Raw genomic sequence first — 26,160 nt, forward strand, 5'->3', positions numbered from 1 at the left:
TGTGATCACGCATGAGTGACTACGACGTCGACAGCGTCGAGGCCGACAGCGGCCCGACCCCGGTCCTGGCCGTGGTGGGCCGGCCCAACGTGGGCAAGTCCACCCTCGTCAACCGCATCATCGGTCGCCGCGAGGCCGTCGTCGAGGACCGCCCCGGCGTGACCCGTGACCGCGTCTACTACGACGCCCACTGGGCAGGTCGCGCCTTCACCGTCGTCGACACCGGTGGCTGGGACCCCGACGCCCGCGGCATGGCCGAGAGCATCCGTGCCCAGGCCGAGGTGGCCGTGACCCTCGCCGACGCCGTGCTCTTCGTGGTCGACGCGACCGTGGGCATCACCGACGCCGACGAGGCCGTCGTACGGATCCTGCGGGCCTCGGGCAAGCCGGTCGTGCTGGCCGCCAACAAGGTCGACGACGCCCGCACCGAGGCCGAGGCCTACGGGTTGTGGAACCTCGGCCTGGGCGAGCCGTGGGCGGTCTCCGCGCTGCACGGACGCGGCTCCGGCGACATGCTCGACGCGATCCTCGCCGCGCTGCCGGAGACCCCGGCGCAGGGCTTCGACGAGGTCGGCGGGCCGCGGCGCATCGCGATCGTCGGCAAGCCCAACGTCGGCAAGTCCTCCCTGCTCAACATGCTGGCCAAGGAGGACCGCGTCGTCGTCGACAACGCCGCCGGCACCACCGTGGACCCGGTGGACGAGCTGATCACCCTCGGCGACCGCACGTGGCGCTTCATCGACACCGCCGGCATCCGCAAGCGCGTCAACCAGGCCTCGGGCCACGAGTACTACGCGTCCCTGCGCACCACGACCGCGATCGACCGCGCCGAGGTCGCCGTGCTGGTGCTCGACGCCAGCCAGATCGTGTCCGAGCAGGACATGCGCATCATCCAGACGATCCGCGACGCCGGCCGCGCCATGGTGATCGCCTTCAACAAGTGGGACCTGGTCGACGAGGAGCGCCGCCACTACCTCGAGCGCGAGATCGAGCGCGACCTCGTGCAGCTGACGTGGGCGCCGCGCATCAACTTCACCGCCCGCACCGGCTGGCACGTCGACCGGCTCGTCCCGGCGATCGAGAAGGCGCTGGAGGGCTGGGAGACGCGCATCGGCACCGGTGCTCTCAACACCTTCCTGGGCCGCCTGGTCGCCGAGCACCCGCACCCCGTGCGCAGCGGCAAGCAGCCGAAGATCCTCTTCGCCACGCAGCCCTCGACCGCCCCTCCGACCTTCGTCCTCTTCACCAGCGGCAAGCTCGACGCCGCCTACGAGCGGTTCATCGAGCGACGCCTGCGCGAGGAGTTCGGCTTCGTCGGCACGCCCATCATCATCAACCAGAAGCCGCGCGAGAAGCGCAAGCGCTGACGGTCGCAGCGTTGACGGGAGCAGCGCTCAGGGCGTGACGCCCTCGGCGCTGAGCCAGGCGAGCGGGTCCGTCGGTCCGCCCGCGCCGGGTCGAACCTCGAGGTGGAGGTGCGGGCCGGTGGAGTTGCCCGTCGAGCCCACGGTGCCGATCTGCTCGGCGACGTCGACCACCTGACCGGCGTACACCGACGTCTCTGCCTGGTGGCAGTACCAGACCTCGGTGCCGTCGGGGAGCGTCACGATGGTGCGCAGGCCGTACGGTCCGGCGTACGCCACCTCGGTGACGGTCCCTGCGGCGATGGCGACGATCGGCTCGCCCGACGACGCGCTGAAGTCCTGACCGCCGTGCTCGGCCTCCCACAGCGGACCGGTGAGGCCGTAGCCCGCGGAGACCCGGTACGACGCCAGCGGCAGCACGGCGCGGACCCGCTCGGGGTCTCCGTGGTAGCCGTACGCCGCGAGGACCGCCTTCCGGCCGAGGAGCGCCCTGTCCCGCGCGTCGGCGCGGCGGTTGAGGGTCATCAGTGTGCGCTGGCGCTCCCGGAGCTGCTCCTGGACCGCGATGGCCTGCTCGAGCGCCTCCGCCTGCGCACCCTGACGCACGGATGTCTCGGGTGCGGCCTCCGCCGGCACGGCGGCCAGGCACACCGTCGCGGCGACGACGGCGAAGACGATGCCGACTCGGCGCGGCAGTGATGACATGTGAACCCCCACGGTTGACGATTCATCTTCTGGCGCCGCCCGGCGACCCGGGCGGAAAGCGCGGCAAATGGCCCCAAGGGACTACGCGTCCACCCCTGTCCGGGCGGATGGGTGGGGCGATTCCGTTGCTGCGTGGGGGCTGCGGTAGTGTTCGGACCGCTCCGCAGGCCTCGCGCCGGGAGCGTTCGGGCTGTAGCGCAGCTTGGTAGCGCACCTGACTGGGGGTCAGGGGGTCGCAGGTTCAAATCCTGTCAGCCCGACCGAACCAGCAAGGCCCGGGCCCTGATCTGCACCTGCAGGTCAGGGCCCGGCTGGTTCTGTCCAGAGCCCCTCATGGCGTCGTGCGGGACCGGTTCTTGCGAACGCGTCGGTCGCGAACTGGGCGAAGGTCCGGGCCGGACGGCCGAGGACCTCCTGCACGGTGCGTCCACGACCGCCACCATGCCGCGGCGAATCCGGTCGTAGGCGCCGAAGTCGTTCTCACGGTCGAAACCCTCACGTCCGGCCAGGGCCTGTTCCATCGGAAGGTCGATGTATTCCACCGGCCTGCCGAGCGCCACAGCCAGGACGGAGGCGGTCTCGTCGAGGGTCAACTCCTCGGGTCCGGTGATGTCGAGCGTGCGGGCGTGCAACGCCGGATCCAGCATGGCTCGGGCTGCGACAGCGGCGATGTCCCGAGCGTCGATCCAGGCGATCCGCTGGCCATCGGACGGGAAGGGAGCCTGCCGGAGCGGATGTCGTCGAGCATGAAGCGCTCGTCGGCGAACACCTGGGAGAACCACCCCGGACGCAGGATCGTCCACGTGCGACCGCTGTCCTGCACCGCCCGCTCGACGCGCGGAGCCCAGTCGTCCGGCCCGAAGTAGCCGCCGTCGAGCTCCGAGAGCAGCACGACGTGGGTGCGCGGCGGTGTCCCGGCGATCAGCTCGCTGATGAGCTGGGGTGCGTCGGCACGGTCGGGGCGGACGACGAAGACGGCATCGAGTACGAGCAGGCTGCCCGGTCCGTCGGCCTGAGCAGTGCGCAGGCCTGCCTCCTCAAGGCCGTCGCCGACGGGCCGCGCACGATGGGCGACATCGCGACGACGTTGCTCTGCGACGCCTCCAGCGTCACGCAGCTCGTCACACGACTGGAGGCGAAGGGGATTGGTCCGCCGTCAGGCCGGCGCTGTCGACCGCCGCTCGCGCGAGGTCGTCATCACCCCCGCCGGCACGGAGCTCGACGCTGCCGCCTGGGCCGCGTTCGACTTCCCGGTCGAGCGCATCAACCGACTGCCGGCATCGGCGCGCGACACGCTCTCCGAGCTGCTCACCGCCCTCTCAGCCGACGCAGAGGGCCGCCCGCCGCGACAGCCCTAGCCCCGGTCGTTCAACCATGCCGAACCCGCGGTCAGCGCTGCGGTCGTGGCGAGGAACGTGGCGGCCATGATCGCGGTCGGTGGCAGTGAGCGAAGCCGCAGGGGGGTCGCAAGGACGGCAAGGATCCCCACCACGAGGACGGTGGTCCAGTAGACCGGGCTCGTGGTGTCCGCCACGACCGTGAGGCCGTAGATCCCGTCGGCGACCAGCACGCCGGCCAGGACCCCGGAGCCGAGCGCGACGGGCACGGAGCGCGTGCTGGCCGTCCCCGCGGCGGCGGCACCGATGACGGGCCCTGTGACCAGCCCGATCACGCACCAGAGCGTGGGATCGTAGGCGAGACCTCGCAGCTCGGAGCCGAGCGTGTATCCGAGGACGAGGCAGACGAAGCCGCCCGCGCCGAGCACGGCGCCCCACGGCAGTGTGGGCCTCGAGGACATGACCACCAGTGTCGTCATGGCAGCCCATCCGGACGGAGAGTTGGCCAACGGCGCCCACGCGTCAGGCAGGAAGCCCTGTGCCCACGACGTCACGGCTCCCAGCACGACGCTGACGGCGACGACCCTCAGGACGGGGCCGAGCGAGGTCACGGCCACGAGCGTTCGCAGGGGACTCGGTGTGGGACTGCGCCTCGCCCACTCATGTCTGGTTCTCGCCGCCGTCGACGTAGAAGTTCGTGCCGACCACGTAACTGCTGCGGCCGTCCGGCTCACCCATGGTCGCTTGCCTTCGTGGCCGTCCCGACGCGGTGTTGCGGCCACCGGTGCGGGTCGTCCTCCAGGCTCTGCCGGTCCCAGCCACCGAGGTCAGCGGCGGCCCGGTAGGTGGTGTGCAGGAACTCCGCCACGTCCCGGTCGGGGTTCTCGGCCTCCGCCACCGCCTCGTACGGCAGCAGGAACTGGCGGTTCTCGGCGCTGTAGTAAGCCGCGTCCGGACCGACGGGGTGGTCGGCGAAGCCGTCGGGCTCGGGGTAGGCGTAGGCGTAGAAGGCGCCCTCCTCGCCGCCGCCGGGCCAGAACCCGGCACTGCTCAGCTCGCGGGAGTACCCCTCGACCATGACCCAGTCCCCGCAGTTGGGCGCACCGCCGGGGTGTGCTGGGGCCGGACGTCCGGAGAAGCGGGTGCACGCCAGGTCCATCGCGCCCCAGAAGAAGTGGACGGGGCTGACCTTCCCGACGAAGTGGGAGCGGAACTCGCCCAGCACCCGGTCGGCGTCGACGAGCTGGCGCCAGAAGAGCTGCGCCGCGTCGCGGTCGTAGGTCGCGTTGTGATGGTTCTCGGCGAAGGGGATCGCCGGTTCCACCTCGTTGGGGCGGGCGTCGATCGTCGCGTCGATCCCCAGCGCCCCGAGCGCGCTCATGGTCTCGCGGTAGAAGTCGGCCACGGGGCGTGACGACAGGCCGACGCGACGTTCGCCGCCGTCGCTGGTGCGGATCCTGAGCTGGTGCTCGACGAAGTCGAGCTCGAGGTCGAAGAGCCCGCCGCGGTGGGGGATCGGGCCGGTGGTCATCCCGCGGGGGCTGACGTAGAGCGTGACCTGCCACCAGTGATTGAGGAGTGGGGCCTGCGAGAGCCGGATCTTGCCGACGATCTGGGTCCACATGTGCACGGTGTCGCGGGTCTCGGTCCAGTCGTCGACCCGCAGGCGCGGCCACGCGTGCGCACGGCCGGTGTGTGTCTGCATGTTCGAGCCTTTCTGGCGGTCTCTACCTGTGTTCGGGGTTGGCCTGGTCGGGGGCGCAGCCTGCGTCCCACTCGCTGCGCCGGTTCCCGTACGCCGGGATGCCCCCTGCGGCGCGCAGCAGCGCGGCGAGGTGCATCAGGTTGTAGGTCATGAAGGTGGTGTTGCGGTTGGTGAAGTCGTTGTCCGGGCCGCCGGACCCGGGGTCGAGGTAGGAGGGGCCAGGGCCGACCGCGCCGATCCAGCCGGCGTCGGCCTGCGGCGGGATGGTGAAGCCGAGGTGCTGGAGGCTGTAGAGCACGTTCATGGCGCAGTGCTTGATGCCGTCCTCGTTCCCGGTGATCACGCAACCGCCGACGCGCCCGTAGTAGGCGTACTGGCCGGCTTCGTTGAGCACGCCCGAGCAGCCGTAGAGGCGTTCGATGACTCGCCGCATCACCGAGCTGTTGTCTCCCAGCCAGATCGGCCCCGCGAGCACCAGGATGTCGGCGTCCATGATCGTGTCGAAGATCGCGGGCCAGTCGTCGGTCCTGGCGCCGTGGTCGGTCATGTCGGGTCGCAGGCCGACCGCGATGTCGTGGTCGACCGCGCGGATGACGTCGACCGCGATGCCGTGCTCCTCCATGATGCGAGTGCTGACCCGCATCAGCCCGTCGGTGTTGCTGGGCTCCGGAGAGGGCTTGAGGGTCGCGTTGACGAACACGGCTCTCAGGCCGTCGAACCGGGGCACGGTTGCGCCGTCCGCTGGCTTCGGCATGCTGGCTCCTAGTCGCTGACCCTGGACGGGGGCGCGTTGAAGAGAAGGTCCTGGTAGTCGGGGTGGGTGCGCAGCCAGCCGAGGATGAACGGGCAGATCACCAACGCCTTCAACCGGCGTTCGCGTACGTCGTCCAACGCGGCGCGGGCAAGGGCGCTGCCGATTCCCTTGCCCGCGAACGTCGTGCCGACCTCTGTGTGGGTCAGCACCACCAGCTCGCTGGTGTCCTGGTACTCGACGAACCCAGCGAGTGTCGTCTGGTCGACGATGGCCTCGTAGCGCTGCCGGTCCCGGTTGTTGGTCACGGTCACGTCGGTCGACATGGGGCCCTTTCCGTGTGTGTGCGTACGTCCATCGCACGTCCGTGCGACGGCTAGATGCTCCCCCGGCGGGCCGTGCCTTCGCGTCGGTGAACATCCCTGAGTCCCGACCAGTCGGGCGCCGGGTGGTGCCGGTGCCGGGCGTCCACGGTGCTCAGCTGAGATGAAGGTCCTTCAGCTGACGACGCGACGTGATGCCGAGCTTGCGGAAGATGTTGCGCAGGTGGGCCTCGATCGTGCGCGGACTGAGGAACAGCTGCGCAGCCACCTCCCGCGAGGTTGCTCCGGTGGCGACCAGGCGTGCGATCTGCACCTCGTGCGGCGTCAGGGCGTCGGTGGGTTGCGCGGTCCGTTTGCGAGGATGCTCGCCCGTGGCGCGCAGCTCGCGAGCGGCCCGGTCGGCGAACGCGTGCGCGCCCATCGCCGTCAGCTGCTCGTGGGCGGTGCGCAACTGGTTCCTGGCATCCTGACGGCGTCCCTCGCGGCGCAGCCACTCGCCGTAGACGAGAAGTGAGCGAGCAGCTTCACCCGCCATCCGGGACCGCCCCAGCTGCTCGATCGACTCGAGGTGGTGCTCCTCGGCGACCTGTCCGTCGCTGGTCAGCGCACGAGATCGTGCGGCGATGCCCAGCGCCCAGGACGTGTCGCAGGCGAGGGCGCGCGGACCGAGCTGCTCCATGGCGTCGGCTGCGACGTCCGGGTGGCCGTCGCGCACGGCCGCCTCGATGAGCTCCGGCAGGTAGACGTTCCTCGTCCCCAGCTCGTCGGTGTCACACGCCCGCTCCGCGGCGGCTCGGGCGAGCGCGTAGTTGCCGAGACCGTTGTGCAGCACGGCCGTCGCGTACTCGGCCACCGCGACTTCCCCACCTCCCGTGGAGTTGGCGCCGTCGCGGCGGGTGATGTCGAGGAGATGGGCGGTGCCGGCCTGATCACCGCGCCATGCAGCGAGCATGACCTGACCGTGTCGCAGGTGCGCCGCGCCGATGGCCTCGGAGATCGCGGTCGACTCGGCGGCAAGCTCTCCCGCCCGATCGAGCTCACCGGAGAGGGTCAGCACGGAGACCAGGAAGCTCAGGGCTGCTGGGAGTGTCGCCAACGCGCCGGTCTCGCGTGCCAGCCGCACGTGGTGGCTCGCCAAGCGGTGGGCGAGCTCGTCATCGAGGATCCCGACCGCCGTGCGGCTGGCCAGCCAGAGCCAGCGGTCGCTCCGGTCGTGCGCGGGGCCGCCGGTCAGCACGTCGTTCCCGAACGCCTCGACAGCGGGGCGGAGTGCCGAGACACCCGCGGCGTACCCGGCCGTGAACGTCGTCACGAAGCCGTCGAGGAGAAGGTCCGCAGGCCGCGGTGGCACACCGGCCGCGGGAGCTGCTCGTGCTGCTCGTGCACGCGCTCTGCTTCGCGTCCGCCGTTGACGAGCGCAGCGTCGAAGGCGTCCAGGTAGGTCTCGCGAGACAGCGCGGCGTCGAGCGGAGCCAACGTCCCGGCCGCCTTCAGCAGCATCGTCGGCGCGTCGCTGTCGCGGGTGAGGTGGAAGGCGATCTGGGCGCGCAGCAGCTCGAGCCGGGCGACCTGCAGCGCGTCCAGTGGTCCAGCCGCAGCGGTCGTCAACAGCTCCGAGGCGGCCTCCGACGCACCGGCTGCGTGCTTGGCCTGCGCGGCGATCAGCGCCCGGCTCGCACGCCGAGCAGGCTCTGGGGTCAGGTCGGCCGCCTGCTGCAGGAACGCGGCCGCCGCGGCCAGGCCACCGCGGGCACGCGCCCTTCCGGCCGAGCGTTCGAGCTCGGCGGCGGCTTCCTCGTCGGTGCCGAGCACCGCCCGCGCGCGGTGCCAGGCATGTCGGTCCGGGTCGACCTCGCGGTCGGTGGCGGTGGCCAGCGCGCCGTGCACCCGTCGACGGTCGGGTTCCGTGCAGGCGCCGTAGACGGCTGAGCGCACCAGCGGGTGCCGGAAACGCACCCGGCTGTCGATCTCCAGCAACCCCGCCTCCTCGGCGGGCTCAGCTGCGTCGGGGTCGATGCCGAGGGTCCCGGCGGCGCGCCACAACAGGGCGGCATCGCCGGTCGGGTCTGCGGCCGCGAGCAGCACCAGCAGCTGGGTCTCGGACGGCAGGTCCCTCGAGCGTCGGTGGAACATGTCCTCGATGCGGCGCGGCACGCTCAGCGCGTGCGGCAGCTCGAAGCCGCCGGCCAGCTGGCCGGGCTGGGCGTGGCCGGGCAGCTCCAGGAGCGCGAGCGGGTTGCCGCGGGCCTCGGCGACGATCCGGTCACGCACCTCGTCGTCGAGCGGTGTCCGCACTGCGGTGGCGAGCAGTGCACGGGCGTCGCGGTCGCTGAGACCGCCGAGGCGGAGCTCGGGCAGTCCGGCGTAGGAGCGAAGGTCGCCGTCGTCAGTGGGGTCCCGGGCGCACAGCAACAGGACCAGCCGCTCCGCTGCGACGCGTCGGGCCACGAAGGCCACCACTTGCGCCGAGGCCTCGTCCAGCCAGTGGGCGTCGTCGACGATGCACAGCAGTGGCTGCTCCTCGGCGACCTCGGACAGCAGGTTGAGGACGGCAAGCCCGACCAGGAAGCGATCCGGAGCCGTGCCGGCCTCCTCCCCGAACGCGGTGCGGAGGGCGGTCCGCTGCGGCTCGGGCAGCGCATCGAGGTGTCCCAAGAGCGGCGCGCACAACTGATGAAGGGCTCCGAAGGCGAACTGGATCTCGGACTGGAGACCGATCGCGCTCTCCATCCGGAACGCTGAGCGGGCCGCCGCCCGGCGGGCATGCTCGAGCAGCGCCGTCTTGCCGATCCCGGCCTCGCCCAGCACGGTGAGCGAGCCGCTTCGACCGGCACGTGCCTCAGCAAGCAAGCCTTCGACTGCCGAGCGCTCGGCGCGACGGCCCACTAGCTCCACCGGCCGCTCCTTCTCAGTTCCACCGGACTGGATGACTGTCGCTGATGCGATCGGCCCGCTGTCGGGGCTGGGCTCGCGGCCGGAGACAGGTCACAGAGGCACCTACAGGGTACGACACCGGGACTTTCACCGACGCGAGCCGACCGGGAGCTGGACGAACCTGATGACACGGCAGCAGCCAGGGCCGACCGGCCTGCCGGACCTCCTCGGCTCGGGGAGCGGGGGTTCCCCGGCCGAGGAGCGGGCTCTCCCGCGTGCCCAGGTGCTCATCACGACGAAGGGAATGACCCGATGCCCGACGCTCCCGTCATCGACGTCGACGGACTCACCGTGACCTACGGTGACTTCGCCGCCGTGCGTGACGTGTCCTTCCAGGTCCACCGCGGGGAGCTCTACGCGCTGCTCGGCACGAACGGAGCCGGCAAGACCTCCACGCTGGAAGTCGTCGAAGGTCACCGACGGGCCACCTCCGGCACGGTGCGGATCTTCGGCGCCAGCCCGCAGGATCGTCAGGCCATCCGGCCGCGCATGGGCATCATGCTGCAGGAGAGCGGCTTCTCCCCGGACCTGACGGTGGAGGAGTCGGTCGACCTGATCGGCTCCCTGAGCGGGCGGGTCGACTCCACCGAACGGGTGCTCGACGTCGTGGGTCTCACCCGCAAGGCAGGCACCATCGTCGCCCAGCTGTCCGGTGGCGAGAAGCGTCGTCTGGACTTCGCCACTGCGGTGTATGGCGGGCCGGAGCTGGTGATCCTCGACGAGCCCACCACGGGGTTGGACATCCAGTCCCGCGACGCGCTCTGGGATGCGGTGGACAGGCTGCGAGAGACCGGCTCGACGGTCGTCCTCACCACGCACTACCTGGAGGAGGCGCAGGAGCGGGCCGACCGCATCGGCCTCATGCACGAGGGCAGGCTCCACCGCGAGGGCACGGTCGCGGAGCTCACCCAGACCCTGCCGTCGGTCATCACCTTCGGGCTTCCTCCCGGTGCCCCCGAGCCGCCGACGGTCGGGGCACGCAACGGCGCCTTCCACATCGAGACGTTCCACCTCCAGGACGACCTCCACCGCCTCCTGGCATGGGCACACGAGCACGGCGTGGAGCTGGAGAAGCTGCAGGCCGGACCGACCCGCCTGGACGACGTCTTCCGCGCCCTCGACGCCACCTGAACCACGAGCAGGCCGCACCACGGCGCTCGCACACGAAAGGAACCTCGACCATGCTGGCCATCGCTCGCAGCGAGATGACCCAGATCTTCCGGAACCGGCTCGTCCTGGTCACCGGCCTCGTCATACCGGTCGCCATCAGCGGCTACTTCGTCTACGAGCACGAACGGTTCTCCGACCTGGGCAGCCTCGGCTACATCGCGGCGATCGTGATGTTCACCGTGCTGGCCTTCGGGCTCTACACCACCGCGGTGACCACTCTCGCGTCACGCCGGCAGAACCTCTTCCTCAAACGGCTGCGGTCCACCGCGGCCGGCGACGCCAGCATCCTCACCGGACTGGTGCTTCCGGCCACCGTCATCGCGCTCGTCCAGGTGGTCGTGATCCTGGTCGTGCTGGGAACGGTGACCACCCGGCCGGCGCAGGTCCCGCTGCTCGCGGTGGCGGTCCTCGCGACCACAGCCATGATGGTCGCCCTGGCCCTGGCCACCGTAGGGCTGACGAACTCGCCCGAGCACGCGCAGGTGACCACCCTGCCGGTGAGCCTGTCGGTCATCGCCGTGGCCAGCTGGGTGGGCATCACCGGCACCGAGGACCTCGCCCGGCTCAAGAGACTGCTCCCGGGTGGCTCTGCCACCGAGATGGTCGTCAACGCCTGGAACGGCGGCGTTCCCCTGCTCGACTCCCTTCCCCTCCTCGCCACCACGCTGGGGTGGGTGGCCGTCTCCGTCGCCCTGGCTGTCCGCCTGTTCCGCTGGGAACCACGGCGATGAGTCGTCGCGCGCACCAATGACCGCAACACCCACCACCAGGAAAGGAACCATGTCATGGGATTCATCACCGTCGGGGACGAGAACTCCACCCCGATCGACATCTACTACGAGGACCAGGGCGCTGGGCAGCCGATCGTCCTCATCCACGGCTACCCGCTGGACGGTCACAGCTGGGAGCGCCAGACGCGCGACCTGCTGGACCAGGGACATCGGGTCATCACCTACGACCGCCGGGGGTTCGGGAGCTCGTCGAAGGTCGGCAGCGGCTACGACTACGACACCTTCGCTGCCGATCTGAACGTCGTGCTGGAGACCCTCGACCTGCGCGACGTCGTGCTGGTCGGCTTCTCGATGGGCACCGGCGAGCTCGCCCGCTACGTGTCCACGTACGGCACGGAGCGGGTCGCCAAGCTGGCGTTCCTGGCTTCCCTCGAGCCCTTCCTGGTGCAGCGCGACGACAACCCCGAGGGTGTGCCGCAGAAGGTCTTCGACGACATCGCGATGGCGGCCAGGACCGACCGCTACGCCTGGTTCAGCCAGTTCTACCGCGACTTCTACAACCTCGACGAGACGCTCGGGACACGGATCAGCGAGGACGTGGTCCGGGCGAACTGGACCACCGCGACCGCCAGCGCCCCCGTCGCGGCGTACGCCGTGGTGCCGAGCTGGATCGAGGACTTCCGAGGCGACACCGAGGCTGTCCGCGCCGCCGGGCTGCCGACGCTGATCCTGCACGGCACGGCTGACAACATCCTGCCCATCGATGTGACCGCCCGGCGCTTCCGCGACCTGGTCCCGCACGCTGACTACGTCGAGGTCGAGGGTGCGCCGCACGGGTTGCTCTGGACCCACGCCGACGACGTCAACGCGGCGCTGCGCGCGTTCCTCGGCTGAGACGATGGCCAGCCAGGTCCGCGTCACCCAACGGGTCGAGGCGGGGGCGGTGGCCCTCATCGCCCTCGTCGCGGTCGTCACGCTGTATCCCAGGTGGTGGTGGATGGTCCTCGCAGCGTTCCTCGCCTTCGACCTCTCGATGCTGGGCTACGTGCGATCACCCGCCGTCGGTGCCACGACGTACAACGTGGTCCACAACTATGCGTTCCCGGCTCTGGCGGGGATGGCCGCGCTCGTCCTGGAGCCGGTCTCCGCGGTGGCGTCGACGGCGGCCGGGGTCCTCGCCTGTGCGTGGGCCTTCCACGTCGGCGTCGACCGCGCACTCGGGTACGGACTGAAGCTGCCGGACTCGTTCACGCACACCCACCTCGGCCGGATCGGCAGGGGAGGGGGCGGCAGTGGGCATGCGTGACCGGCGCCGTCGGCGATGGCCCCGGGTCGTCGCCGGCGTCGCTGCGGCGCTCGTGGTCGTGACCGGCGCGGCCACCGCGGTGTTCCACCACGGCCTCCCGTGGTGGGGCGACGACGGCGACCACACCCATGTCCACGAGAGCGACATCGGTTCCCAGCGGTACCAGGTCCACCTCCCGCCGCAGCACGACGGCACCACCGCGCTGCCGGTCATCATGGCGATCCACGGATGCGGGATGAGCGGCTTCGGATGGAACTCGATGAAGTCCACGACGCAGCTCAACGACCTCGCCGACCGCGAGGGCTTCATCGTCGTCTACCCGACGCAGCGACTGTTCCGCAGCGCCGTCAACTGCTGGAACTCGGCCGACCCACGCGAGCAGCACCGCCACACCGGCGAACCCGCGCTCCTCGCCGGAGTCGCCCGCGAGGTCATCGAGACGTACGGCGCGGACCCGGACCAGGTCCACGTCGCCGGCGCGTCCTCCGGTGCGGGCGCAGCGGTCATCCTCGCGGTGACCTACCCCGACGTCTTCGCGACGGTGACGTCCGTGGCGGGTGGTGAGTACGGGCTGAACCAGGTGGACCCCGACGACCCCGACGCGACGCCACCGGACTACACCGCACGCCAGGCCTGGTCCCAGATGGGGGACCGGGCACGACAGGTGCCGCTGCTCGTCGTCCAGGGCGAGAAGGACGAGGTCGTCCCGCCGGTCGTGGCCACGCGGCTGGTCCAGCAATGGAGAGCTGTGGGTGACCTCGTGGACGACGGCGTGCTCAACGACAGCCTGCGCGTGGTCGAGGAGACCGTGTCCGTCCCCGGGGACGAGGACATGCACGCCTACGTGCGCACCACCCTCACCACCCGGGCCGGTGGGTCCCTGGTCGAGTCCTACCTGGTCGAGGACATGGGTCATGTCTGGCCGGGCCCGTCCGGCGAGGGACTGTTCACCGATCACGCCGGTCCGGACGTGAGTGCCATCATCTGGGACTTCGCCCGTCACCACCCGAGAGGAACCCTGGAATGAGGTCGATGATCCCCGACTACCTGAGCGAGGCGCTCACGGACGTCACGTCGGACACCTCCGGCGCGCCGGCGGGATACATCCCGGAGCTCGCAGCAGCCGACCCCGATCGCCTGGGAGCGGCGTTCGCCACTGTCGACGGGGAGGTCTACGGCGCGGGCGACGTAGATGTCGAGTTCACCATCCAGTCGATCTCCAAGCCGTTCACCTACGCCCTGGCTCTCACCGACCGAGGCTTCGACCCCGTGCTGGCCAGGGTCGGTGTCGAGCCGTCGGGGGAGGCGTTCAACGAGATCTCCCTCGAGGACGGCTCCGGTCGTCCGCGCAATCCCATGATCAACGCCGGCGCGATCACGACGCACGCGCTCGCCGGGTCCTGGGACCTGGACCCGGGTGAGCGCCTGGAGCGCGTGGTGGCGGGACTCTCGGCGTTCGCCGGACGCCGGTTGGAGGTCGACGCGGCGGTCTGCGCCTCGGAGCTCGAGCACGCGCACCGCAACCTCGCGATCGCGCACCTGCTGCGCAGCCACGGGATCCTCGACGAGGACCCGACCGCCGTCGTGGCCGGCTACACCCGGCAGTGCTCGGTGCTCGTCACCGTACGTGACCTGGCCATGATGGCGGCCACCCTGGCGAACCGTGGCGTGAACCCCCGCACCGGCGAGCGTGTCGTGTCCGAGCCCGCGGTCCGACAGGTCCTGAGCGTCATGAGCACGTGCGGGATGTACGACGCCGCGGGGGACTGGGCCACCCAGGTCGGGATACCGGCGAAGAGCGGCGTGGCCGGCGGTCTGATCGGAGCCCTGCCGGGTCAGATCGGCATCGCGACGTTCTCACCTCGCCTGGACAGCCACGGGACCAGCGTCCGCGGGGTGTCGCTGTTCGAGCGGTTCTCCGCCGACATGGGCATGCACCTGATGGAGGTTCCGCCACCGGCGCGCTCCGTCGTACGGTCCAACCACGTCGTCCGGTCCGGACCGGACGCGATCCGGGTCCTGGAGCTGCAGGGCGGGATCCGGTTCGCCGGTGCCGAACGAGTCGTCCGGGAGGCTGTGGCGAGCGAGCCCGCAGCGGCGGGGCTGGCGCTCGACCTGACGATGGTCCACTCGCTCGACGACGTCGCGCGACGGATGCTGCTCGAGGTCGCGCGCCGTCTCACGCTGGACGGTCATGACGTCTACGTCGTCGACCCCGAGTCGGTCCTTCCCGACCCCGACCCGGGCGAGGGCGGGCGAGTCACCGTCCTCGACAGCCTCCGCTAGGCGCTTGGGGGTCAGCCCTTGTGGCTGAGCGTCACCTTCCGTGCGAGCGCGGCCTCGTCTCGGAAGGCGGACCAGGCGCCGGGGTCGACCTCGAGGGCCGAGAGGAGGTAGGTGCTGACGGCGTCTGCCACGAGTGCGACCCGGGCCGGATCGGTGTCGGTCGTCTCGCTCACGGCCTCCCCGGCGATCCCGCCGAGCGTGTGCTCACCGTCAGGGACCACCATGAGGCTCTTCGGTGCCGGGCTCAGCTCGTAGGCGTCCAGGAACCAGTCCGGTCCTCGAGTCGACATCTTCGACTGGTCCTTGTCTCCGGCGATGACGAGAGCAGGCGCGGTCATCGTGGTGTAGTCCGGCTTCATGAACGACAGGTGCTCCTGCGCGAAGGGAGTCAGGGAGTCGCCGGTCCCGGTCGCTGCGATGAGGACCCCGGCCCTGATGCCCTCGCGTGCAAAGTCCTCCGTGTCGTCACCCGCGGGGTCGAGCACGCGAGCGCCGAGGAGGGCGCCGACGGTCTGGGCGCCCCAGGAGTGGCCGGCCAGTGCCACTCGGGTGAGGTCGGCACGGCGGGCGAGGCCGGCCTCACCGACGACGTGGTCGAGGTGGTCGAGCACGGCGTGGAGGTCGGCGATGCGCACCCGCCAGATGGACTGGAACCGCGGGTCGTCGAACCCGATGGCATTGCGACGTGAGTCCAGGTGGGTGGGTTGGACGACGACGAACCCTGCGGCAGCCCACCGGTCGACGAGCGGCTCGTAGCCGTCCATCGACCACGCGTTGCCGTGCGAGAACACGATGACGGGCAAGGCGTTGCCCTGCCTGGGTGCGGTGACCTTCACCTGCAGGTCCACGTCTCGTCCGTCGAAGGGTACGGCGATCGGCTTGACCGCGATGATCTGCTTCTGGGCTGGAGTAGGCATTTCGGCTTCCTGTTCGGGATGACGTGCCGCATACTTGGCGGAACATCGTTCCGTCACATTAGCGGAACACTGTTCCGCAAACAAAGGAGGGGACTGTGGTGGGAGACGAAGGGGCCCGTGTGGCAGGCGCGCGACGTACCCGTGAGGCACTCCTGGAGGCAGCGGCCCAGGTGTTCGCGGAGCGTGGCGTCCAGGCCCCCGTGCGCGACATCGCGGGGCGCGCCGGAGTGGGCGTCGGCACGGTGTACCGACATTTCCCGGACAGGGCCGAGCTCGTGATCGCCGTCTACCGTCACCAGATCGACGAGTGCGCCGCGCTGGCCGAGGAGCTGACGGGCTCCCCCGAGCCGGGGCAGGCGCTCGAGAGATGGATCTGCGCCTTCGTCGAGTTCCTCGTGACCAAGCACGGCCTGGGGGTGGCGCTCCAGTCCGACGACATGAGTCTCCGCAGCCTGCACTCCCTCATGCTGGACACGTTGGTCCCCGCATGCGGCCGGCTGGTCGACGGTGCCGTCGCACGTGGCGAGCTGGACCCGGGGGTGACGGCGTACGCACTGATGCGCGCCGTGGGCAACCTCTGCCTCCTCGGGCCCGGCTACGACCGCGAGGACGCCCACGCCATGGTGGCCAGGCTGCTCGCCGGATGCCGGTAGTCGCACGGTGGTCAGTGACGCGGTGTTCTTGAGGCGGCGGGCTCCGTGACACGGCCCACGTGCAGGGGTCCCGCATCGCCGACAACTTTGTGTGTCCGGGGGGCGTCATTGACAGTGGTAGTGCATCCCTGTTGACGAACGTCGCCCACCACGGCGACCGGAAGGCTGAATTCGTGTCGAGATCGTTGGTCCTGCTGTCCCTGTGCCTGGTGCTGGGGGCCCCGCTGTCGGCGGCGCCCTCCGCGACGGCCGCCGATGCCGCGAGCAGTGGTGCGGTGGCGGGCGCCCAGCCGCGGACGGTGGCTGCGACCTCGGTGACGGCGAAGGTGGACCGCAAGCGGTGGAAGGCGCCGCAGGGCCCGTTCTTCAACGACCCGCGCCGCAAGAAGGGCTGGTTCCGCATCGAGCGGAAGGTCATCGACACGATCAAGCACACGCGCAAGGGCTCGACGATCCGGATCGCGGTCTACTCCTTCGACCGCATGCCGGTCGCCAGGGCGCTCATCGCCGCCCACCGGCGAGGCGTGAAGGTGCAGATGATCCTCAACGACCACCAGTACACCCGGGCGATGCGGGCGGTCCGCAGGGAGATCGGTGGCAAGCGCAGCCGCTCCAGCTTCATCTCCCGGTGCACCGCCGGCTGCCGCAGCAAGCAGAACCAGTACAACAACATGCACACGAAGTTCTACTCGTTCTCCCGGTCGGGCCGGTCGAAGGACGTGCTGGCCGTCGGGTCGGCCAACCTGACGCTCAATGCCGACAAGCACCAGTGGAACGACCTCTACTTCACCTCCGGCGACCACGAGCTGTTCCGGCAGTTCGTCGGACTCTTCAACGACATGCGCAAGGACTACGACACCCGGCAGCCGCCGATGTTCTTCTGCGGCACACCTGCCAACGCTGTTGCGTGCGACGACTCGGTCGACAAGCACACCGTCTGGGCCTACCCGAAGCCGTCGGGTCCGAGGAACGACCTCGTGCTGGAGACGCTCGGCAAGGTCCAGTGCCTGACCCCTGACGGCTCCGGCGGTCAGACGCGTAGCCGCATCGTGGTGTCGATGCACACCATGCGCGGCAACCGCGGGGACTACCTCGCCGCAGCCATCCGGCAGAAGTGGGCCGAGGGGTGCAAGGTGCGTGTGATGTACGGGCTGATCGGCTACCACACCAAGCGGGTCATCGGCGCTCCGACGGCGCGCGGGCGGGTCCCGCTTCGCTCGACCGGTCTGGACTTCAACCCCGACGACGACTACGACCTCAACAAGGACGGGGAGGACGACCTGATCCTGTCTGTCTACAGCCACCAGAAGTACGTCGCGATCCAGGGCAACTACAACGGCAAGCCCGACACGCACATGGTCGTGACGGGGTCGGCGAACTGGGCAAGCCTCAGCCCCGGCAACGACGAGGTCCGGATGACGATCCGCGGCAAGACGCTGACCCGCAAGTACGTCAGGAACTTCAACTACCAGTGGAGGAACAAGCGCAACTCGCGCAACGCCTACACCACGACGTACGTGAACTTCCGGGTCGCGCGGCAGGTGCGCGACGAGGACGGCTCCACGCGCACCGTCTGGCGCACGGTCCGCCGCCCCGTGGTGACCATCGAGCCGGACCCCTACCGCCCGGGGCCGTACTGGGAGAACGACTGAGGATGTGCTTCACGCCAGCGAGGTGAGGTCCGTGTTGGCGCCGCACACCACGACGGCCACCCGCTCGCCGGGAGTCGGCACGTAGGCGCCCGACAGCAGCGCCGCCAGCGCTGCGGCGGCGCCGTGCTCGGAGGCGATGCGGTGGCGCTGCCAGAGGTCGTCGCGCGCGGCGACGATGTGGTCGTCGTCCACCAGCACCGACACCGGGGCCTCGAGTCGGGCCGCAGCCAGCGCCAGGTCGCCGACGCGGCGGGCTCCCAGGGAGTCGGCGGCGATGCCGGACACCTCGACGTCGACGGGGTGGCCGGCCGCGATGGCGTCGTGGAGCGTGGGGATCCGTCGCGGCTCGACGGCGACGACCCGCGCCCTCCCGCGGACCGAGGCGGCGACACCCGCGTAGAGCCCGCCACCTCCCACTGCGACCACCAGGGTGTCGATGCCCGGCTCGTCGTCGAGCACCTCCTCGGCGAGGGTGCCGGCCCCGGCAGCCACCTCGGGCTGGTCGTAGGCGTGGGCGTACGCCGCCCCGTGCTCGCGGGCGAAGTCCAGGGCGGCCTGCTGTGCCTCGGCGTACTCGCGGCCGGCCAGGCGCACGTCGGCGCCGTAGCGGCGGATGCGCTCGACCTTCACCACCGGCGCGGTCTCCGGGACGAACACGGTCGCGCGGACGCCGAGCTCGCGCGCGGCGTACGCCTGCGCCAGACCTGCGTTGCCCCCGGACGCCACCACCACACCGGCGTCGCCGAGCTCACCGCGCTCGATCGCCGCGAGCTGGCGGTTGAAGGCGCCGCGGGTCTTGAAGACGCCGCAGTGCTGGAGGAACTCGCACTTGAGCCACAGGTCGTCGGAGGCCGACGGTGCCAGCAGGGGAGTGCGGCGCACCCGCCCGTCGATCCGTTCGCGGGCGGCCAGGACGTCGTCGCGGGTGATCGTCACCGCACCAGTATCCGGGTCGTCACCGGATGGTGAGCGTGGCGGCGGTGACGCAGAGCGTCGCGCACAACGCGCCCCATCCGGCGAGCCTCAGCAGCGGCACCTGCAGCCCGGCAGAGCGGCACCGTTGGAGCCACAGCAACGTGGCGAGCGACGCCCACGGGGTGACGAGTGCGCCGGCGTTGACGCCGACGAGCGTGGCGACGAGGCGGCGTACGTCGTCCGCGGCGGCCGGCTCGACCAGCAGGTAGGCCGGCAGGTTGTTGACCAGGTTGGCCCCCACTGCGGACGCCCCGGAGAGGTGGAGCAGGTCGAGGGGTCGTACGCCGGCGCCCACAGCCGGTGCGAGCCAGTCGAGCAGGCCCTCGGACTAGGCGGCACGCAGCAGTCCGGCGACGACCAGGAACGCTCCGGTCATCAGCCACGGGGCCCGGACCTCGCGCAGCAGTCCCGGAGCGCGCCAGAGGAGTGCGGCGAGCAGCACGGTGGCCGACGCCACCGACACGGCCGCCGGCTCGAGCCCGACCGCGAACAGCGGGCCGATGGCCAGGCAGGTGACCGCAGCGACGACCAGCAGCACGCGATCGTGCGGCGCAGCGGGCGGGTCGACGGCGTACGTCCCGCGCAGCGAGCGGCGCTGCAGCACCGCGATCAGCACCAGCGTCACGACGATCGCGGTCACGGCGGGCAGCGCGGCCGTGCGGACGTAGTCGCCGTGGTCGGCGCCGAGGTCCTCGAAGCGGTGCACGGCGAGCAAGTTGGTGAGGTTGGAGACCGGGAGGAGCAGCGAGCCGGTGTTGGCGATCCAGAGGGTCGTCAGGGCGAAGGGCATCGGTGCGATGCCGGTCTGCTGGGCGATCGCGAGACCGACAGGCGTGAGCAGGACCGCGGTCGTGTCGAGGCTGAGCACGATCGTGCAGGCCACGGCGAGGGCGGCGAAGGTCAGCCACAGGAGCAGCACCCGGTGGCGGGCGCGCCTCGCCATCGCGTGGGCGGCGACGTCGAAGACGCCGGCCAGCTGGGCGATCTCGGCCGTGACCGTGATCGCGAGGAGGAAGACCGCGACGGGCAGGACCTGCGCGACCACCGGGTGGAGGGCCTCGGGCACGTCGGTCAGGATGACGGATCGGGCAAGGGGCCGAAGACCTGGTTGCAGGTCCAGCCCGCGCAGCCGACCAGGTCGGCGCGTCGCCGCTCGAGCGCGGCCCGCACCTCGGCGTAGTCGGGGTCGTCGATGAGGTTGACGGTCTCGTCGGGGTCGAGGAGCCGGTCGTAGATGAACCCGTCGACGCCGTCCGTGCCGTAGAGGTAGCGATCGGTCCGCACGCCGCGGTGCGACCAGCCGTCCCCGAGGGTGCGCCCGGTCTGGATGAGCGTGGTGTCGCGGAAGAGCTGCTGCTCGCCGCGCAGCGTCGGCGCGAGCGAGGTGCCGTCGACGAGCCACTGCGGCGCCACGTCGGTCAGCGCGGCGAAGGTGGCGGGCAGGTCGACGAGGGTCACCGGCAGCGAGGAGGTCGAGCCCGGCTCGATGCCGGGTCCGCGCACCAGCAGCGGCACCTGGAGAGCCTCGTCGGTGAGCACGTCCTTGCCGACGAAGCGGTGCTCGCCGAGGGAGTAGCCGTTGTCGGAGGTGAACACCACGTAGGTGTCGTCGAGGACGCCCTGCTCCTCGAGGGTCTGCACCAGCGAGCCGACAGCGCGGTCGACGGACTGGAGCGAGCGGAGGCGGGCGGTGTTCTCCCGCGCCACCTCCTCGCGGGAGACGGGGGCGAGGCGCCGCAGGTAGGCCGGCTGGTCGCTCACGTCGGCCTCGTCGAAGGCGGGGGAGTCGAAGGCCGAGGGACGTTCGTCGGTGAACAGGTCCCGGTCCTGCGGCTCGGCGGGGGGCAGCCCGCGACCACCCTCGGCCGCGATCCGGTAGTGGGGTGCCAGGTGCCAGGCGTAGACGACGAACGGGTCGCCGCTGACGGCGAACTCGCGGATGTCGGCGTTGGTGCGCTCCTCGATCACCGTCGTGACGTAGCTGTCGGTGAAGCGCTCCGGGTCACCGTCCCCGCTCATCGTGAAGTCGACGTAGTCGTAGACGCCGCGGGTGAGGGCGTTCCAGTGCGTCCAGCCGGCAGGGCGTACGTCGCCGGGGTGGTAGCCGTTGAGGAACTTGCCCACGAATCCCGTGCGGTAGCCGCTGTCACGGAACCACGAGCTGGCCTCCTGGGTGGGGTCGAGCGCGCTGAAGCCGCCGTGGACGCCACGGTTGTGCTGCACGCCGTTGTTCTGCGCGTACTGCCCGGTGGCGAGCTGCGCCCGGGCCGGGCAGCACAGCGGGTGCGGGGAGATCGCGTCGGTGAACTCCATGCCCTCGTCCGCGAGGAGGCGGCGCGTGATCGGCATGTGGTCGAGGTCGTCGTCGCGCATGTCGTCGGTGAGGACGAACACGATGTTGGGCCGTGCAGCAGCCTCTCCCGGCGCCTGCGTCGTCTGGACCATCCGCACCGACTCGGAGCCACGCGCGTCGCCGTCGGATGCCGTCACGGTGGCGAGGGTGGCGACGAGCACCACCAGGAGTGCAGCCGTCACCGACTGTGCCCACGAACGCATCTGTGTCATTCCCCCGCCGGGACCGTCTCGGCCCTGTGTCTCGCCCCACGTGTGGGGGTCAGACTAGGGCGGGCGGGGGTGCCTCCCCAAAGCGACACGACGACTGGGGCGAAGCCGGTTCCGGCCGCTAGTCTGGGGACTCGCCGACGCCGATGCCACTGCCCCGAAGGAACCCACGCGCCGACCATGGACGACAGTCAAAGTCCCCGCACGACCGCACTGAATGACCGGTGCGCGTCGTGACCCCCCTTCTCCTGCTCCTTCTGTCGCTCGCCCTCGTGGCCGCCTGCGGCCTCTTCGTGGCCGCTGAGTTCTCCTTCGTCACCGTGGACAGGCCGAGCGTCGAACGCGCCGCCGCCGAGGGCGACGAGGGTGCGCGCGGCGTCCAGCTGGCCCTGCGGTCGCTGTCGACGCAGCTCTCCGGCGCCCAGGTCGGCATCACGGTCACCAACCTCGCGATCGGCTTCCTCGCCGAGCCCGCGATCTCCGACCTCATCGACGGCCCCCTCGCCGCCGCCGGCACCCCTGACTCGGTGGTCACGCCGCTGTCGCTGGCCCTGGGCCTGGCGCTCGGCACGGTGGTGACGATGATCTTCGGCGAGATGGTGCCCAAGAACATCGCCATCGCACGCCCGCTGCAGACCGCCCGCACCACGCAGGGCTTCATGCGCGGCTTCACCGCCCTCACCAAGCGCCCGATCCGGGTGCTGAACGGCTCGGCCAACTCGATCGTGCGGCGCCTCGGCATCGAGCCCCAGGAGGAGCTGCGCTCCGCGCGCAGCTCCCAGGAGCTGGCATCCCTCGTGCAGCGCTCGGCCGACCAGGGCACCCTGGACGCCGACACCGCCGAGCTCATGGAGCGCTCGGTCGAGTTCGGCACCCGCACCGCGGGCGAGATCATGACGCCCCGGGTGCGCACCACCACGGTGGAGGACGGCGACCGGGTGTCCTCGATCATCGAGCTGGCGCGCCAGACCGGTCACTCCCGCTTCCCGGTCCTCGACGCGGAGGACGCGGTCGTCGGGACCGTGCACGTCAAGCACGCCGTCGCGGTGCCCGTCCACGAGCGCGCCACGACGCGGATCAAGCACGTGATGGTGCGTCCGGTCGTCGTGCCCGACAGCCTGCGACTCGACCCGCTCCTCGCCCTGCTGCGCCAGGACGGGTTCCAGATGGCCATCGTGCTCGACGAGTACGGCGGCCACGCCGGGATCGTGACCCTCGAGGACGTCGTCGAGGAGATCGTCGGCGACATCTCCGACGAGCACGACCGCCTCGGCGCGCGCATCCGCCAGCGCCGCGACGGCAGCTGGACCCTGTCGGGCCTGCTGCGTCCCGACGAGGTCGAGGACGTCACCGACGTCGAGCTCCCCGACCACGAGGACTACGACACGGTCGCGGGCCTGGTGATGCGCGAGCTCGGCAAGATCCCCGCGCCCGGCGACCGCGTCGAGCTGCCCGTGCCCGACCGCAGCGAGCCGCACGAGCCGCGGGAGCGGCTGGTGACGCTCACCGTGGAGCGGATGGACGGACTGCGCATCGACCGCATCGAGCTCCGCGTCGTCCACACCGCGGAGCTGGCGACCCAGCAGGGGGCCTCCGATGAACAGTGACCTCTTCGGCGTCGGCCTCGCCGTCGTCCTGCTCGCGCTCAACGCCTTCTTCGTGGGCTCCGAGTTCGCGCTGCTCGCCGCCCGGCGCAGCCAGATCGAGCCGCGGGCCCAGGAGGGCTCGCGCGCGGCACGCACCACGCTCCGCGCGATGGAGAACGTCTCGCTCGTCATGGCCGGCGCCCAGCTCGGCATCACTGTCTGCTCGCTGGGCCTCGGCGCCATCGGTGAGCCGGCCGTCGCCCACCTGCTGGAGCCCCTGTTCCACGCGGCGCGGGTGCCCGACGACCTGCTGCACCCGGTCTCCTTCGTCGTGGCGATGTCGATCGTCGTCTACCTCCACGTCGTCCTGGGCGAGATGGTCCCGAAGAACATCGCCCTCGCCGGCGCCGACCGCGCTGCCATGGTGCTGAGCCCGCCGATGATGGTGATCGTGACGGTGCTCCGACCGGTCATCGCCGGCATGAACATGGTCGCCAACGCGGTGCTGCGCCTGCTGCGCATCGAGCCCAAGGACGAGGTCCACTCGAGCTTCACGCGCGAGGAGGTCGCGGCGCTGGTCGAGGAGTCGCGTGGCGAGGGCATGATCGAGGCCGACGAGTACGACCGCCTCGCCGGCGCCCTCGGCTTCACCGAGAAGTCGGTGGCCTCGATCGTCATGACGCCCGACGGTCTCGCGACCGTGGCGCCCGGCTCGACGGTCGCCGACGTCGAGGCCGTGTGCGCCGCGACCGGCTTCAGCCGCTTCCCGGTCGCCGCGACGGACGGCACGCTGCTGGGCTACCTCCACATCAAGGACGCGCTCGAGTCCGACGACGACAAGCGATCGCGGGTCATCGAGGACAAGTGGATCCGCCCCTTCGCCTCGGTGCACCCCGACGACCTGCTCCACGACGCGCTCGAGAGCCTGCAGGCCAAGGGCGCGCACATGGCGCGGGTGGTGCAGCGCGACGGTCAGGTCATCGGGCTCGTCACGCTGGAGGACGTCCTCGAGGAGCTGGTCGGCGAGATCCGCGACGCCGCGCACCACGACGTGTCCACCGTCGACGCCACCTGAGTGCTGGATAGGGTCTGAGCGTGTCCGAGGAAGCGTCCCGCGTCTGGACCGTGCCCAACATCGTCAGTGTGGTGCGGCTCGCCGGCGTACCCCTGTTCCTCTGGTTGGTGCTCGGACCCGAGGCGGACGCGATCGCGCTCGTCGTGCTGATGGTGGCGGGCTTCACCGACTTCCTCGACGGCTGGCTGGCGCGCCGGCTCAACCAGTACTCCCGGCTCGGGGAGATCCTCGACCCGGTCGCGGACCGCCTCTACATCCTCGCGGTCGTCGTCGGGCTCTACATGCGCGACATCATCCCGTGGTGGGTGGCGCTCGCGCTGCCGCTGCGCGACCTCCTCCTGTGGGGCCTGGTGCCGATCCTGCGCACCCGGGGCTTCTCCGCACTGCCGGTGCACTTCCTCGGCAAGGCGGCCACCTTCAACCTGCTCTACGCGTTCCCCCTGCTCCTCCTCGGCGAGGGCGACGGCGTGGTCGCCACGCTCGCGCGCAACTTCGGCTGGGCGTTCGCCTGGTGGGGGATCGGTCTCTACTGGTGGGCCGGGGTGCTCTACGCCTGGCAGGTGCGCACGCTCCTGCGCGACACACCACGGCGTACGTCGCCGGCGACCGACCATGGCTGAGCCGCGCCCGCACGGCGGACGGACGACCCAGGAGGCAGCGCGCCCCCTGCCCGAGCACGTCACCACGCCGCTGCTCTCCCTGATCACCGCGCGGTCGATGGACGAGGACTACGCCCACGTCGCGCAGAAGCGCGCCGCCGCCGGCCTCGAGCCTGCTCCGGGGCGGCCGCGCCCGCACTGGACGAGCATCGCGGCCATCGCGCTGCTGGGGGTGATGGCCGCCGTCGTCGCGGCGCAGACCGACCGGCAGGCGCCCGTCGACGAGCTCAGCCGAGCAGCGCTGATCGAGCAGATCGAGCGTCGCAGCGACACCCTCGACGCGCTCCAGGGCCAGGTCGGCGAGCTGACGCAGTCCAATGCCGAGACGGCCGTCACCAGCACCCGCACCCAGGGCCAGCTCGACGACATCCAGACGAGGCTGCGTCGTGTCGAGCTGGTCACCGGATTCTCCGCCGCCCGCGGCCCCGGCGTACGCCTCACGGTGGAGAACCGACCCGACGTCGACGTCAACGACGAGATCCGCGACGAGGACCTCGCGTTCCTGGTGGACGGGCTCTTCGCGGCAGGCGCCGAGGCGATCGCCGTCAACGACCAGCGGATCAACCTCCTGGGCGGGATCCGCAACACCCTGCGAGCCATCCACGTCAACGGTCGCCCGGTCAACCCGCCGTACGTCATCTCGGCCATCGGCGACCCGCAGACCCTCCAGGCGCGACTGCTCCAGACGAGCCAGGGGCAGGAGTGGTTCAATCGCGTCAACTTCTACGGTTTCGTCTACGAGGCCGAGAATGTCGACGACATCCGCCTGCCCGCTGCGCGCGAGCGCGTGCTGCGTGATGTGATCGAGCTGAACGCCGACCCGGACGGCGTACAGGATGGAGGGGGGAGCGCGCCGTGATAGCCGCCCTTGGCCTGTTCATCGGCATCCTCGCGGGGCTGGTGTTCGCCCCCGACGTGCCGCTGAGCCTGCAGAACTACCTCCCCATCGCGGTGGTGGCTGCGCTCGACGCCGTCTTCGGTGGTCTGCGGGCCTACCTCGACGGGATCTTCGACGACAAGGTCTTCGTGGTCTCGTTCGTCAGCAACGTGGTGATCGCGGCCGCGATCGTCTACCTCGGCGACCAGCTCGGCGTGGGCGCCCAGCTGACCACGGGCGTGGTCGTCGTGCTCGGCATCCGCATCTTCTCCAACGTCGCTGCCATCCGGAGGCACGTCTTCCATGCCTGAGCAGGAGCCCGACCCGCCGCGGAAGGACGCCGACCCCGACCCCGACCCGGGGCGCGACCGGCTGCGGGGTGCGCTGACCCGTCCCTCACGCCGTCAGGCGGTGGTGGCGGTGCTCCTCGCGGTCCTGGGGTTCGCCGTCGTGGTGCAGGTGAGGGACACCCAGACCAACGACACCTACGCCGGGCTCCGCGAGAGCGAGCTGATCCAGGTGCTCGACGGCCTGACCGGCACCGCCGAGCGGGCACGTCGGGAGGTCGAGCGCCTCTAGAGCCGCCGCGACG

Annotated in this window: 29 protein-coding genes, 1 tRNA gene and 1 pseudogene; 18 read left to right on the forward strand and 13 right to left on the reverse strand. The window is 70.8% G+C overall.

The window, feature by feature from the left end:
* The first annotated feature begins 11 nt into the window (after positions 1-11).
* Positions 12-1,367 (forward strand): ribosome biogenesis GTPase Der, encoded by a 1,356-nt coding sequence (der, locus tag IRX98_RS18795; RefSeq protein WP_224279364.1) that lies wholly within the window; start codon positions 12-14, stop codon positions 1,365-1,367.
* A gap of 27 nt (positions 1,368-1,394) precedes the next feature.
* Here the strand turns inward: der and IRX98_RS18800 are convergent, their stop codons facing one another.
* Positions 1,395-2,069 (reverse strand): M23 family metallopeptidase, encoded by a 675-nt coding sequence (locus IRX98_RS18800; protein ID WP_308045471.1) that lies wholly within the window; start codon positions 2,067-2,069, stop codon positions 1,395-1,397.
* A gap of 186 nt (positions 2,070-2,255) precedes the next feature.
* Between IRX98_RS18800 and IRX98_RS18805 the strand changes: the two genes are divergently transcribed.
* A tRNA-Pro gene (locus IRX98_RS18805) sits at positions 2,256-2,329 on the forward strand.
* On the opposite strand, the gene IRX98_RS18810 is transcribed toward IRX98_RS18805, so the two are convergent.
* On the reverse strand, positions 2,321-2,716 hold the full coding sequence (locus IRX98_RS18810) for a Rossmann-fold NAD(P)-binding domain-containing protein (protein ID WP_224279366.1): 396 nt from the start codon (positions 2,714-2,716) through the stop codon (positions 2,321-2,323). The genes IRX98_RS18805 and IRX98_RS18810 overlap by 9 nt on opposite strands.
* A gap of 248 nt (positions 2,717-2,964) precedes the next feature.
* Between IRX98_RS18810 and IRX98_RS23780 the strand changes: the two are divergent.
* Together IRX98_RS23780 and IRX98_RS18820 are read left to right on the forward strand one after the other, a co-directional pair.
* Positions 2,965-3,201: pseudogene (locus IRX98_RS23780) on the forward strand (winged helix DNA-binding protein); the annotation flags it as partial.
* A gap of 13 nt (positions 3,202-3,214) precedes the next feature.
* Positions 3,215-3,427 (forward strand): winged helix DNA-binding protein, encoded by a 213-nt coding sequence (locus tag IRX98_RS18820; RefSeq protein WP_224279451.1) that lies wholly within the window; start codon positions 3,215-3,217, stop codon positions 3,425-3,427.
* Here IRX98_RS18820 and IRX98_RS18825 read toward each other — a convergent pair.
* The 6 genes from IRX98_RS18825 to IRX98_RS18850 all read right to left on the reverse strand — a co-directional run bounded on the left by IRX98_RS18825 (position 3,424) and on the right by IRX98_RS18850 (position 9,080).
* Positions 3,424-4,017 (reverse strand): DUF6518 family protein, encoded by a 594-nt coding sequence (locus tag IRX98_RS18825; RefSeq protein WP_224279368.1) that lies wholly within the window; start codon positions 4,015-4,017, stop codon positions 3,424-3,426. The two genes, IRX98_RS18820 and IRX98_RS18825, sit on opposite strands and share 4 nt — an antisense overlap.
* A gap of 119 nt (positions 4,018-4,136) precedes the next feature.
* The gene (locus tag IRX98_RS18830) at positions 4,137-5,111 is read right to left on the reverse strand and encodes a DUF5996 family protein (RefSeq protein ID WP_224279370.1); all 975 of its coding nucleotides are present in this window, start codon (positions 5,109-5,111) and stop codon (positions 4,137-4,139) included.
* Between the two features lie 22 nt (positions 5,112-5,133).
* The gene (locus IRX98_RS18835) at positions 5,134-5,865 is read right to left on the reverse strand and encodes a flavodoxin family protein (RefSeq protein WP_224279372.1); all 732 of its coding nucleotides are present in this window, start codon (positions 5,863-5,865) and stop codon (positions 5,134-5,136) included.
* A gap of 8 nt (positions 5,866-5,873) precedes the next feature.
* Positions 5,874-6,188, reverse strand: a complete 315-nt coding sequence (locus tag IRX98_RS18840) for a GNAT family N-acetyltransferase (protein ID WP_224279374.1) — start codon at positions 6,186-6,188, stop codon at positions 5,874-5,876.
* A gap of 151 nt (positions 6,189-6,339) precedes the next feature.
* Entirely contained in the window at positions 6,340-7,497 is a 1,158-nt protein-coding gene (locus IRX98_RS23635; RefSeq protein WP_224279376.1) for a helix-turn-helix transcriptional regulator, read from the reverse strand.
* Positions 7,494-9,080, reverse strand: coding sequence for an AAA family ATPase (locus tag IRX98_RS18850; RefSeq protein WP_224279378.1), 1,587 nt, complete (start codon positions 9,078-9,080; stop codon positions 7,494-7,496). Before IRX98_RS18850 ends, IRX98_RS23635 begins: the two co-directional genes overlap by 4 nt.
* A 291-nt stretch (positions 9,081-9,371) precedes the next feature.
* Here IRX98_RS18850 and IRX98_RS18855 point away from each other — a divergent pair, with 291 nt between their 5' ends.
* Genes IRX98_RS18855 through IRX98_RS18880 form a run of 6 tightly spaced genes read left to right on the forward strand, consistent with a single transcriptional unit; the run spans position 9,372 to position 14,612 of the window.
* Positions 9,372-10,250 carry an ABC transporter ATP-binding protein gene (locus IRX98_RS18855; RefSeq protein WP_224279380.1) on the forward strand — a complete coding sequence of 293 codons (879 nt, stop codon included), beginning with the start codon at positions 9,372-9,374 and terminating at the stop codon, positions 10,248-10,250.
* Positions 10,251-10,300: 50 nt separating this feature from the next.
* Positions 10,301-11,020, forward strand: a complete 720-nt coding sequence (locus IRX98_RS18860) for an ABC transporter permease (RefSeq protein ID WP_224279382.1) — start codon at positions 10,301-10,303, stop codon at positions 11,018-11,020.
* Positions 11,021-11,074: 54 nt separating this feature from the next.
* A complete protein-coding gene (locus tag IRX98_RS18865; RefSeq protein WP_224279385.1) occupies positions 11,075-11,914 on the forward strand; it encodes an alpha/beta fold hydrolase in 840 nt (279 codons plus the stop codon).
* Between the two features lie 4 nt (positions 11,915-11,918).
* Positions 11,919-12,326, forward strand: a complete 408-nt coding sequence (locus IRX98_RS18870) for a DUF4260 domain-containing protein (RefSeq protein ID WP_224279387.1) — start codon at positions 11,919-11,921, stop codon at positions 12,324-12,326.
* The gene (locus IRX98_RS18875; protein WP_224279445.1) at positions 12,319-13,353 is read left to right on the forward strand and encodes an extracellular catalytic domain type 1 short-chain-length polyhydroxyalkanoate depolymerase; all 1,035 of its coding nucleotides are present in this window, start codon (positions 12,319-12,321) and stop codon (positions 13,351-13,353) included. Before IRX98_RS18870 ends, IRX98_RS18875 begins: the two co-directional genes overlap by 8 nt.
* Positions 13,350-14,612, forward strand: coding sequence for a glutaminase (locus IRX98_RS18880; RefSeq protein WP_224279389.1), 1,263 nt, complete (start codon positions 13,350-13,352; stop codon positions 14,610-14,612). Before IRX98_RS18875 ends, IRX98_RS18880 begins: the two co-directional genes overlap by 4 nt.
* Before the next feature lie 11 nt (positions 14,613-14,623).
* Here the strand turns inward: IRX98_RS18880 and IRX98_RS18885 are convergent, their stop codons facing one another.
* The gene (locus IRX98_RS18885) at positions 14,624-15,529 is read right to left on the reverse strand and encodes an alpha/beta hydrolase family protein (protein ID WP_224279391.1); all 906 of its coding nucleotides are present in this window, start codon (positions 15,527-15,529) and stop codon (positions 14,624-14,626) included.
* A gap of 98 nt (positions 15,530-15,627) precedes the next feature.
* On the opposite strand from IRX98_RS18885, the gene IRX98_RS18890 reads away from it, so the two are divergent.
* Together IRX98_RS18890 and IRX98_RS18895 are read left to right on the forward strand one after the other, a co-directional pair.
* Positions 15,628-16,182 (forward strand): TetR/AcrR family transcriptional regulator, encoded by a 555-nt coding sequence (locus tag IRX98_RS18890; RefSeq protein ID WP_224279393.1) that lies wholly within the window; start codon positions 15,628-15,630, stop codon positions 16,180-16,182.
* 173 nt (positions 16,183-16,355) lie between these two features.
* Positions 16,356-17,834 carry a phospholipase D-like domain-containing protein gene (locus IRX98_RS18895; protein ID WP_224279395.1) on the forward strand — a complete coding sequence of 493 codons (1,479 nt, stop codon included), beginning with the start codon at positions 16,356-16,358 and terminating at the stop codon, positions 17,832-17,834.
* A gap of 9 nt (positions 17,835-17,843) precedes the next feature.
* Here IRX98_RS18895 and IRX98_RS18900 read toward each other — a convergent pair whose 3' ends face one another.
* From IRX98_RS18900 to IRX98_RS18915, 4 genes are all read right to left on the reverse strand, one after another.
* Positions 17,844-18,770, reverse strand: coding sequence for a threonine/serine dehydratase (locus IRX98_RS18900; RefSeq protein WP_224279397.1), 927 nt, complete (start codon positions 18,768-18,770; stop codon positions 17,844-17,846).
* 19 nt (positions 18,771-18,789) lie between these two features.
* On the reverse strand, positions 18,790-19,050 hold the full coding sequence (locus IRX98_RS18905) for a hypothetical protein (protein WP_224279399.1): 261 nt from the start codon (positions 19,048-19,050) through the stop codon (positions 18,790-18,792).
* A gap of 87 nt (positions 19,051-19,137) precedes the next feature.
* Positions 19,138-19,875: an SLC13 family permease gene (locus IRX98_RS18910; protein WP_224279401.1), complete on the reverse strand. Its 738-nt coding sequence runs from the start codon at positions 19,873-19,875 to the stop codon at positions 19,138-19,140.
* A gap of 5 nt (positions 19,876-19,880) precedes the next feature.
* Positions 19,881-21,365, reverse strand: coding sequence for a sulfatase family protein (locus IRX98_RS18915; RefSeq protein WP_224279403.1), 1,485 nt, complete (start codon positions 21,363-21,365; stop codon positions 19,881-19,883).
* A gap of 239 nt (positions 21,366-21,604) precedes the next feature.
* Here IRX98_RS18915 and IRX98_RS18920 point away from each other — a divergent pair, with 239 nt between their 5' ends.
* Genes IRX98_RS18920 through IRX98_RS18945 form a run of 6 tightly spaced genes read left to right on the forward strand, consistent with a single transcriptional unit; the run spans position 21,605 to position 26,147 of the window.
* Positions 21,605-22,978 carry a hemolysin family protein gene (locus tag IRX98_RS18920; RefSeq protein ID WP_224279405.1) on the forward strand — a complete coding sequence of 458 codons (1,374 nt, stop codon included), beginning with the start codon at positions 21,605-21,607 and terminating at the stop codon, positions 22,976-22,978.
* Positions 22,968-24,032: a hemolysin family protein gene (locus tag IRX98_RS18925; RefSeq protein WP_224279407.1), complete on the forward strand. Its 1,065-nt coding sequence runs from the start codon at positions 22,968-22,970 to the stop codon at positions 24,030-24,032. Before IRX98_RS18920 ends, IRX98_RS18925 begins: the two co-directional genes overlap by 11 nt.
* Before the next feature lie 20 nt (positions 24,033-24,052).
* Positions 24,053-24,652: a cardiolipin synthase ClsA gene (gene clsA, locus IRX98_RS18930; protein ID WP_372456097.1), complete on the forward strand. Its 600-nt coding sequence runs from the start codon at positions 24,053-24,055 to the stop codon at positions 24,650-24,652.
* Positions 24,645-25,550, forward strand: coding sequence for a DUF881 domain-containing protein (locus IRX98_RS18935; protein ID WP_224279409.1), 906 nt, complete (start codon positions 24,645-24,647; stop codon positions 25,548-25,550). Before clsA ends, IRX98_RS18935 begins: the two co-directional genes overlap by 8 nt.
* Positions 25,547-25,879 carry a small basic family protein gene (locus IRX98_RS18940; protein ID WP_224279411.1) on the forward strand — a complete coding sequence of 111 codons (333 nt, stop codon included), beginning with the start codon at positions 25,547-25,549 and terminating at the stop codon, positions 25,877-25,879. The genes IRX98_RS18935 and IRX98_RS18940 overlap by 4 nt, the downstream gene beginning before the upstream one ends.
* Positions 25,872-26,147 (forward strand): hypothetical protein, encoded by a 276-nt coding sequence (locus tag IRX98_RS18945; RefSeq protein ID WP_224279413.1) that lies wholly within the window; start codon positions 25,872-25,874, stop codon positions 26,145-26,147. The genes IRX98_RS18940 and IRX98_RS18945 overlap by 8 nt, the downstream gene beginning before the upstream one ends.
* Positions 26,148-26,160: the final 13 nt, after the last annotated feature.

It is taken from the genome of Nocardioides lacusdianchii, from assembly GCF_020102855.1.
Lineage (GTDB): Bacteria > Actinomycetota > Actinomycetes > Propionibacteriales > Nocardioidaceae > Nocardioides > Nocardioides lacusdianchii.

Coding starts and splice junctions, on each gene's coding strand:
- der (WP_224279364.1), top strand. CDS start 12: ATGAGTGACTACGACGTCGACAGCGTCGAGGCCGACAGCGGCCCGACC.
- IRX98_RS18800 (WP_308045471.1), bottom strand. CDS start 2,069: ATGTCATCACTGCCGCGCCGAGTCGGCATCGTCTTCGCCGTCGTCGCC.
- IRX98_RS18810 (WP_224279366.1), bottom strand. CDS start 2,716: ATGCTGGATCCGGCGTTGCACGCCCGCACGCTCGACATCACCGGACCC.
- IRX98_RS18830 (WP_224279370.1), bottom strand. CDS start 5,111: ATGCAGACACACACCGGCCGTGCGCACGCGTGGCCGCGCCTGCGGGTC.
- IRX98_RS18835 (WP_224279372.1), bottom strand. CDS start 5,865: ATGCCGAAGCCAGCGGACGGCGCAACCGTGCCCCGGTTCGACGGCCTG.
- IRX98_RS18840 (WP_224279374.1), bottom strand. CDS start 6,188: ATGTCGACCGACGTGACCGTGACCAACAACCGGGACCGGCAGCGCTAC.
- IRX98_RS18855 (WP_224279380.1), top strand. CDS start 9,372: ATGCCCGACGCTCCCGTCATCGACGTCGACGGACTCACCGTGACCTAC.
- IRX98_RS18860 (WP_224279382.1), top strand. CDS start 10,301: ATGCTGGCCATCGCTCGCAGCGAGATGACCCAGATCTTCCGGAACCGG.
- IRX98_RS18865 (WP_224279385.1), top strand. CDS start 11,075: ATGGGATTCATCACCGTCGGGGACGAGAACTCCACCCCGATCGACATC.
- IRX98_RS18870 (WP_224279387.1), top strand. CDS start 11,919: ATGGCCAGCCAGGTCCGCGTCACCCAACGGGTCGAGGCGGGGGCGGTG.
- IRX98_RS18875 (WP_224279445.1), top strand. CDS start 12,319: ATGCGTGACCGGCGCCGTCGGCGATGGCCCCGGGTCGTCGCCGGCGTC.
- IRX98_RS18880 (WP_224279389.1), top strand. CDS start 13,350: ATGAGGTCGATGATCCCCGACTACCTGAGCGAGGCGCTCACGGACGTC.
- IRX98_RS18885 (WP_224279391.1), bottom strand. CDS start 15,529: ATGCCTACTCCAGCCCAGAAGCAGATCATCGCGGTCAAGCCGATCGCC.
- IRX98_RS18915 (WP_224279403.1), bottom strand. CDS start 21,365: ATGCGTTCGTGGGCACAGTCGGTGACGGCTGCACTCCTGGTGGTGCTC.
- IRX98_RS18925 (WP_224279407.1), top strand. CDS start 22,968: ATGAACAGTGACCTCTTCGGCGTCGGCCTCGCCGTCGTCCTGCTCGCG.
- IRX98_RS18935 (WP_224279409.1), top strand. CDS start 24,645: ATGGCTGAGCCGCGCCCGCACGGCGGACGGACGACCCAGGAGGCAGCG.
- IRX98_RS18945 (WP_224279413.1), top strand. CDS start 25,872: ATGCCTGAGCAGGAGCCCGACCCGCCGCGGAAGGACGCCGACCCCGAC.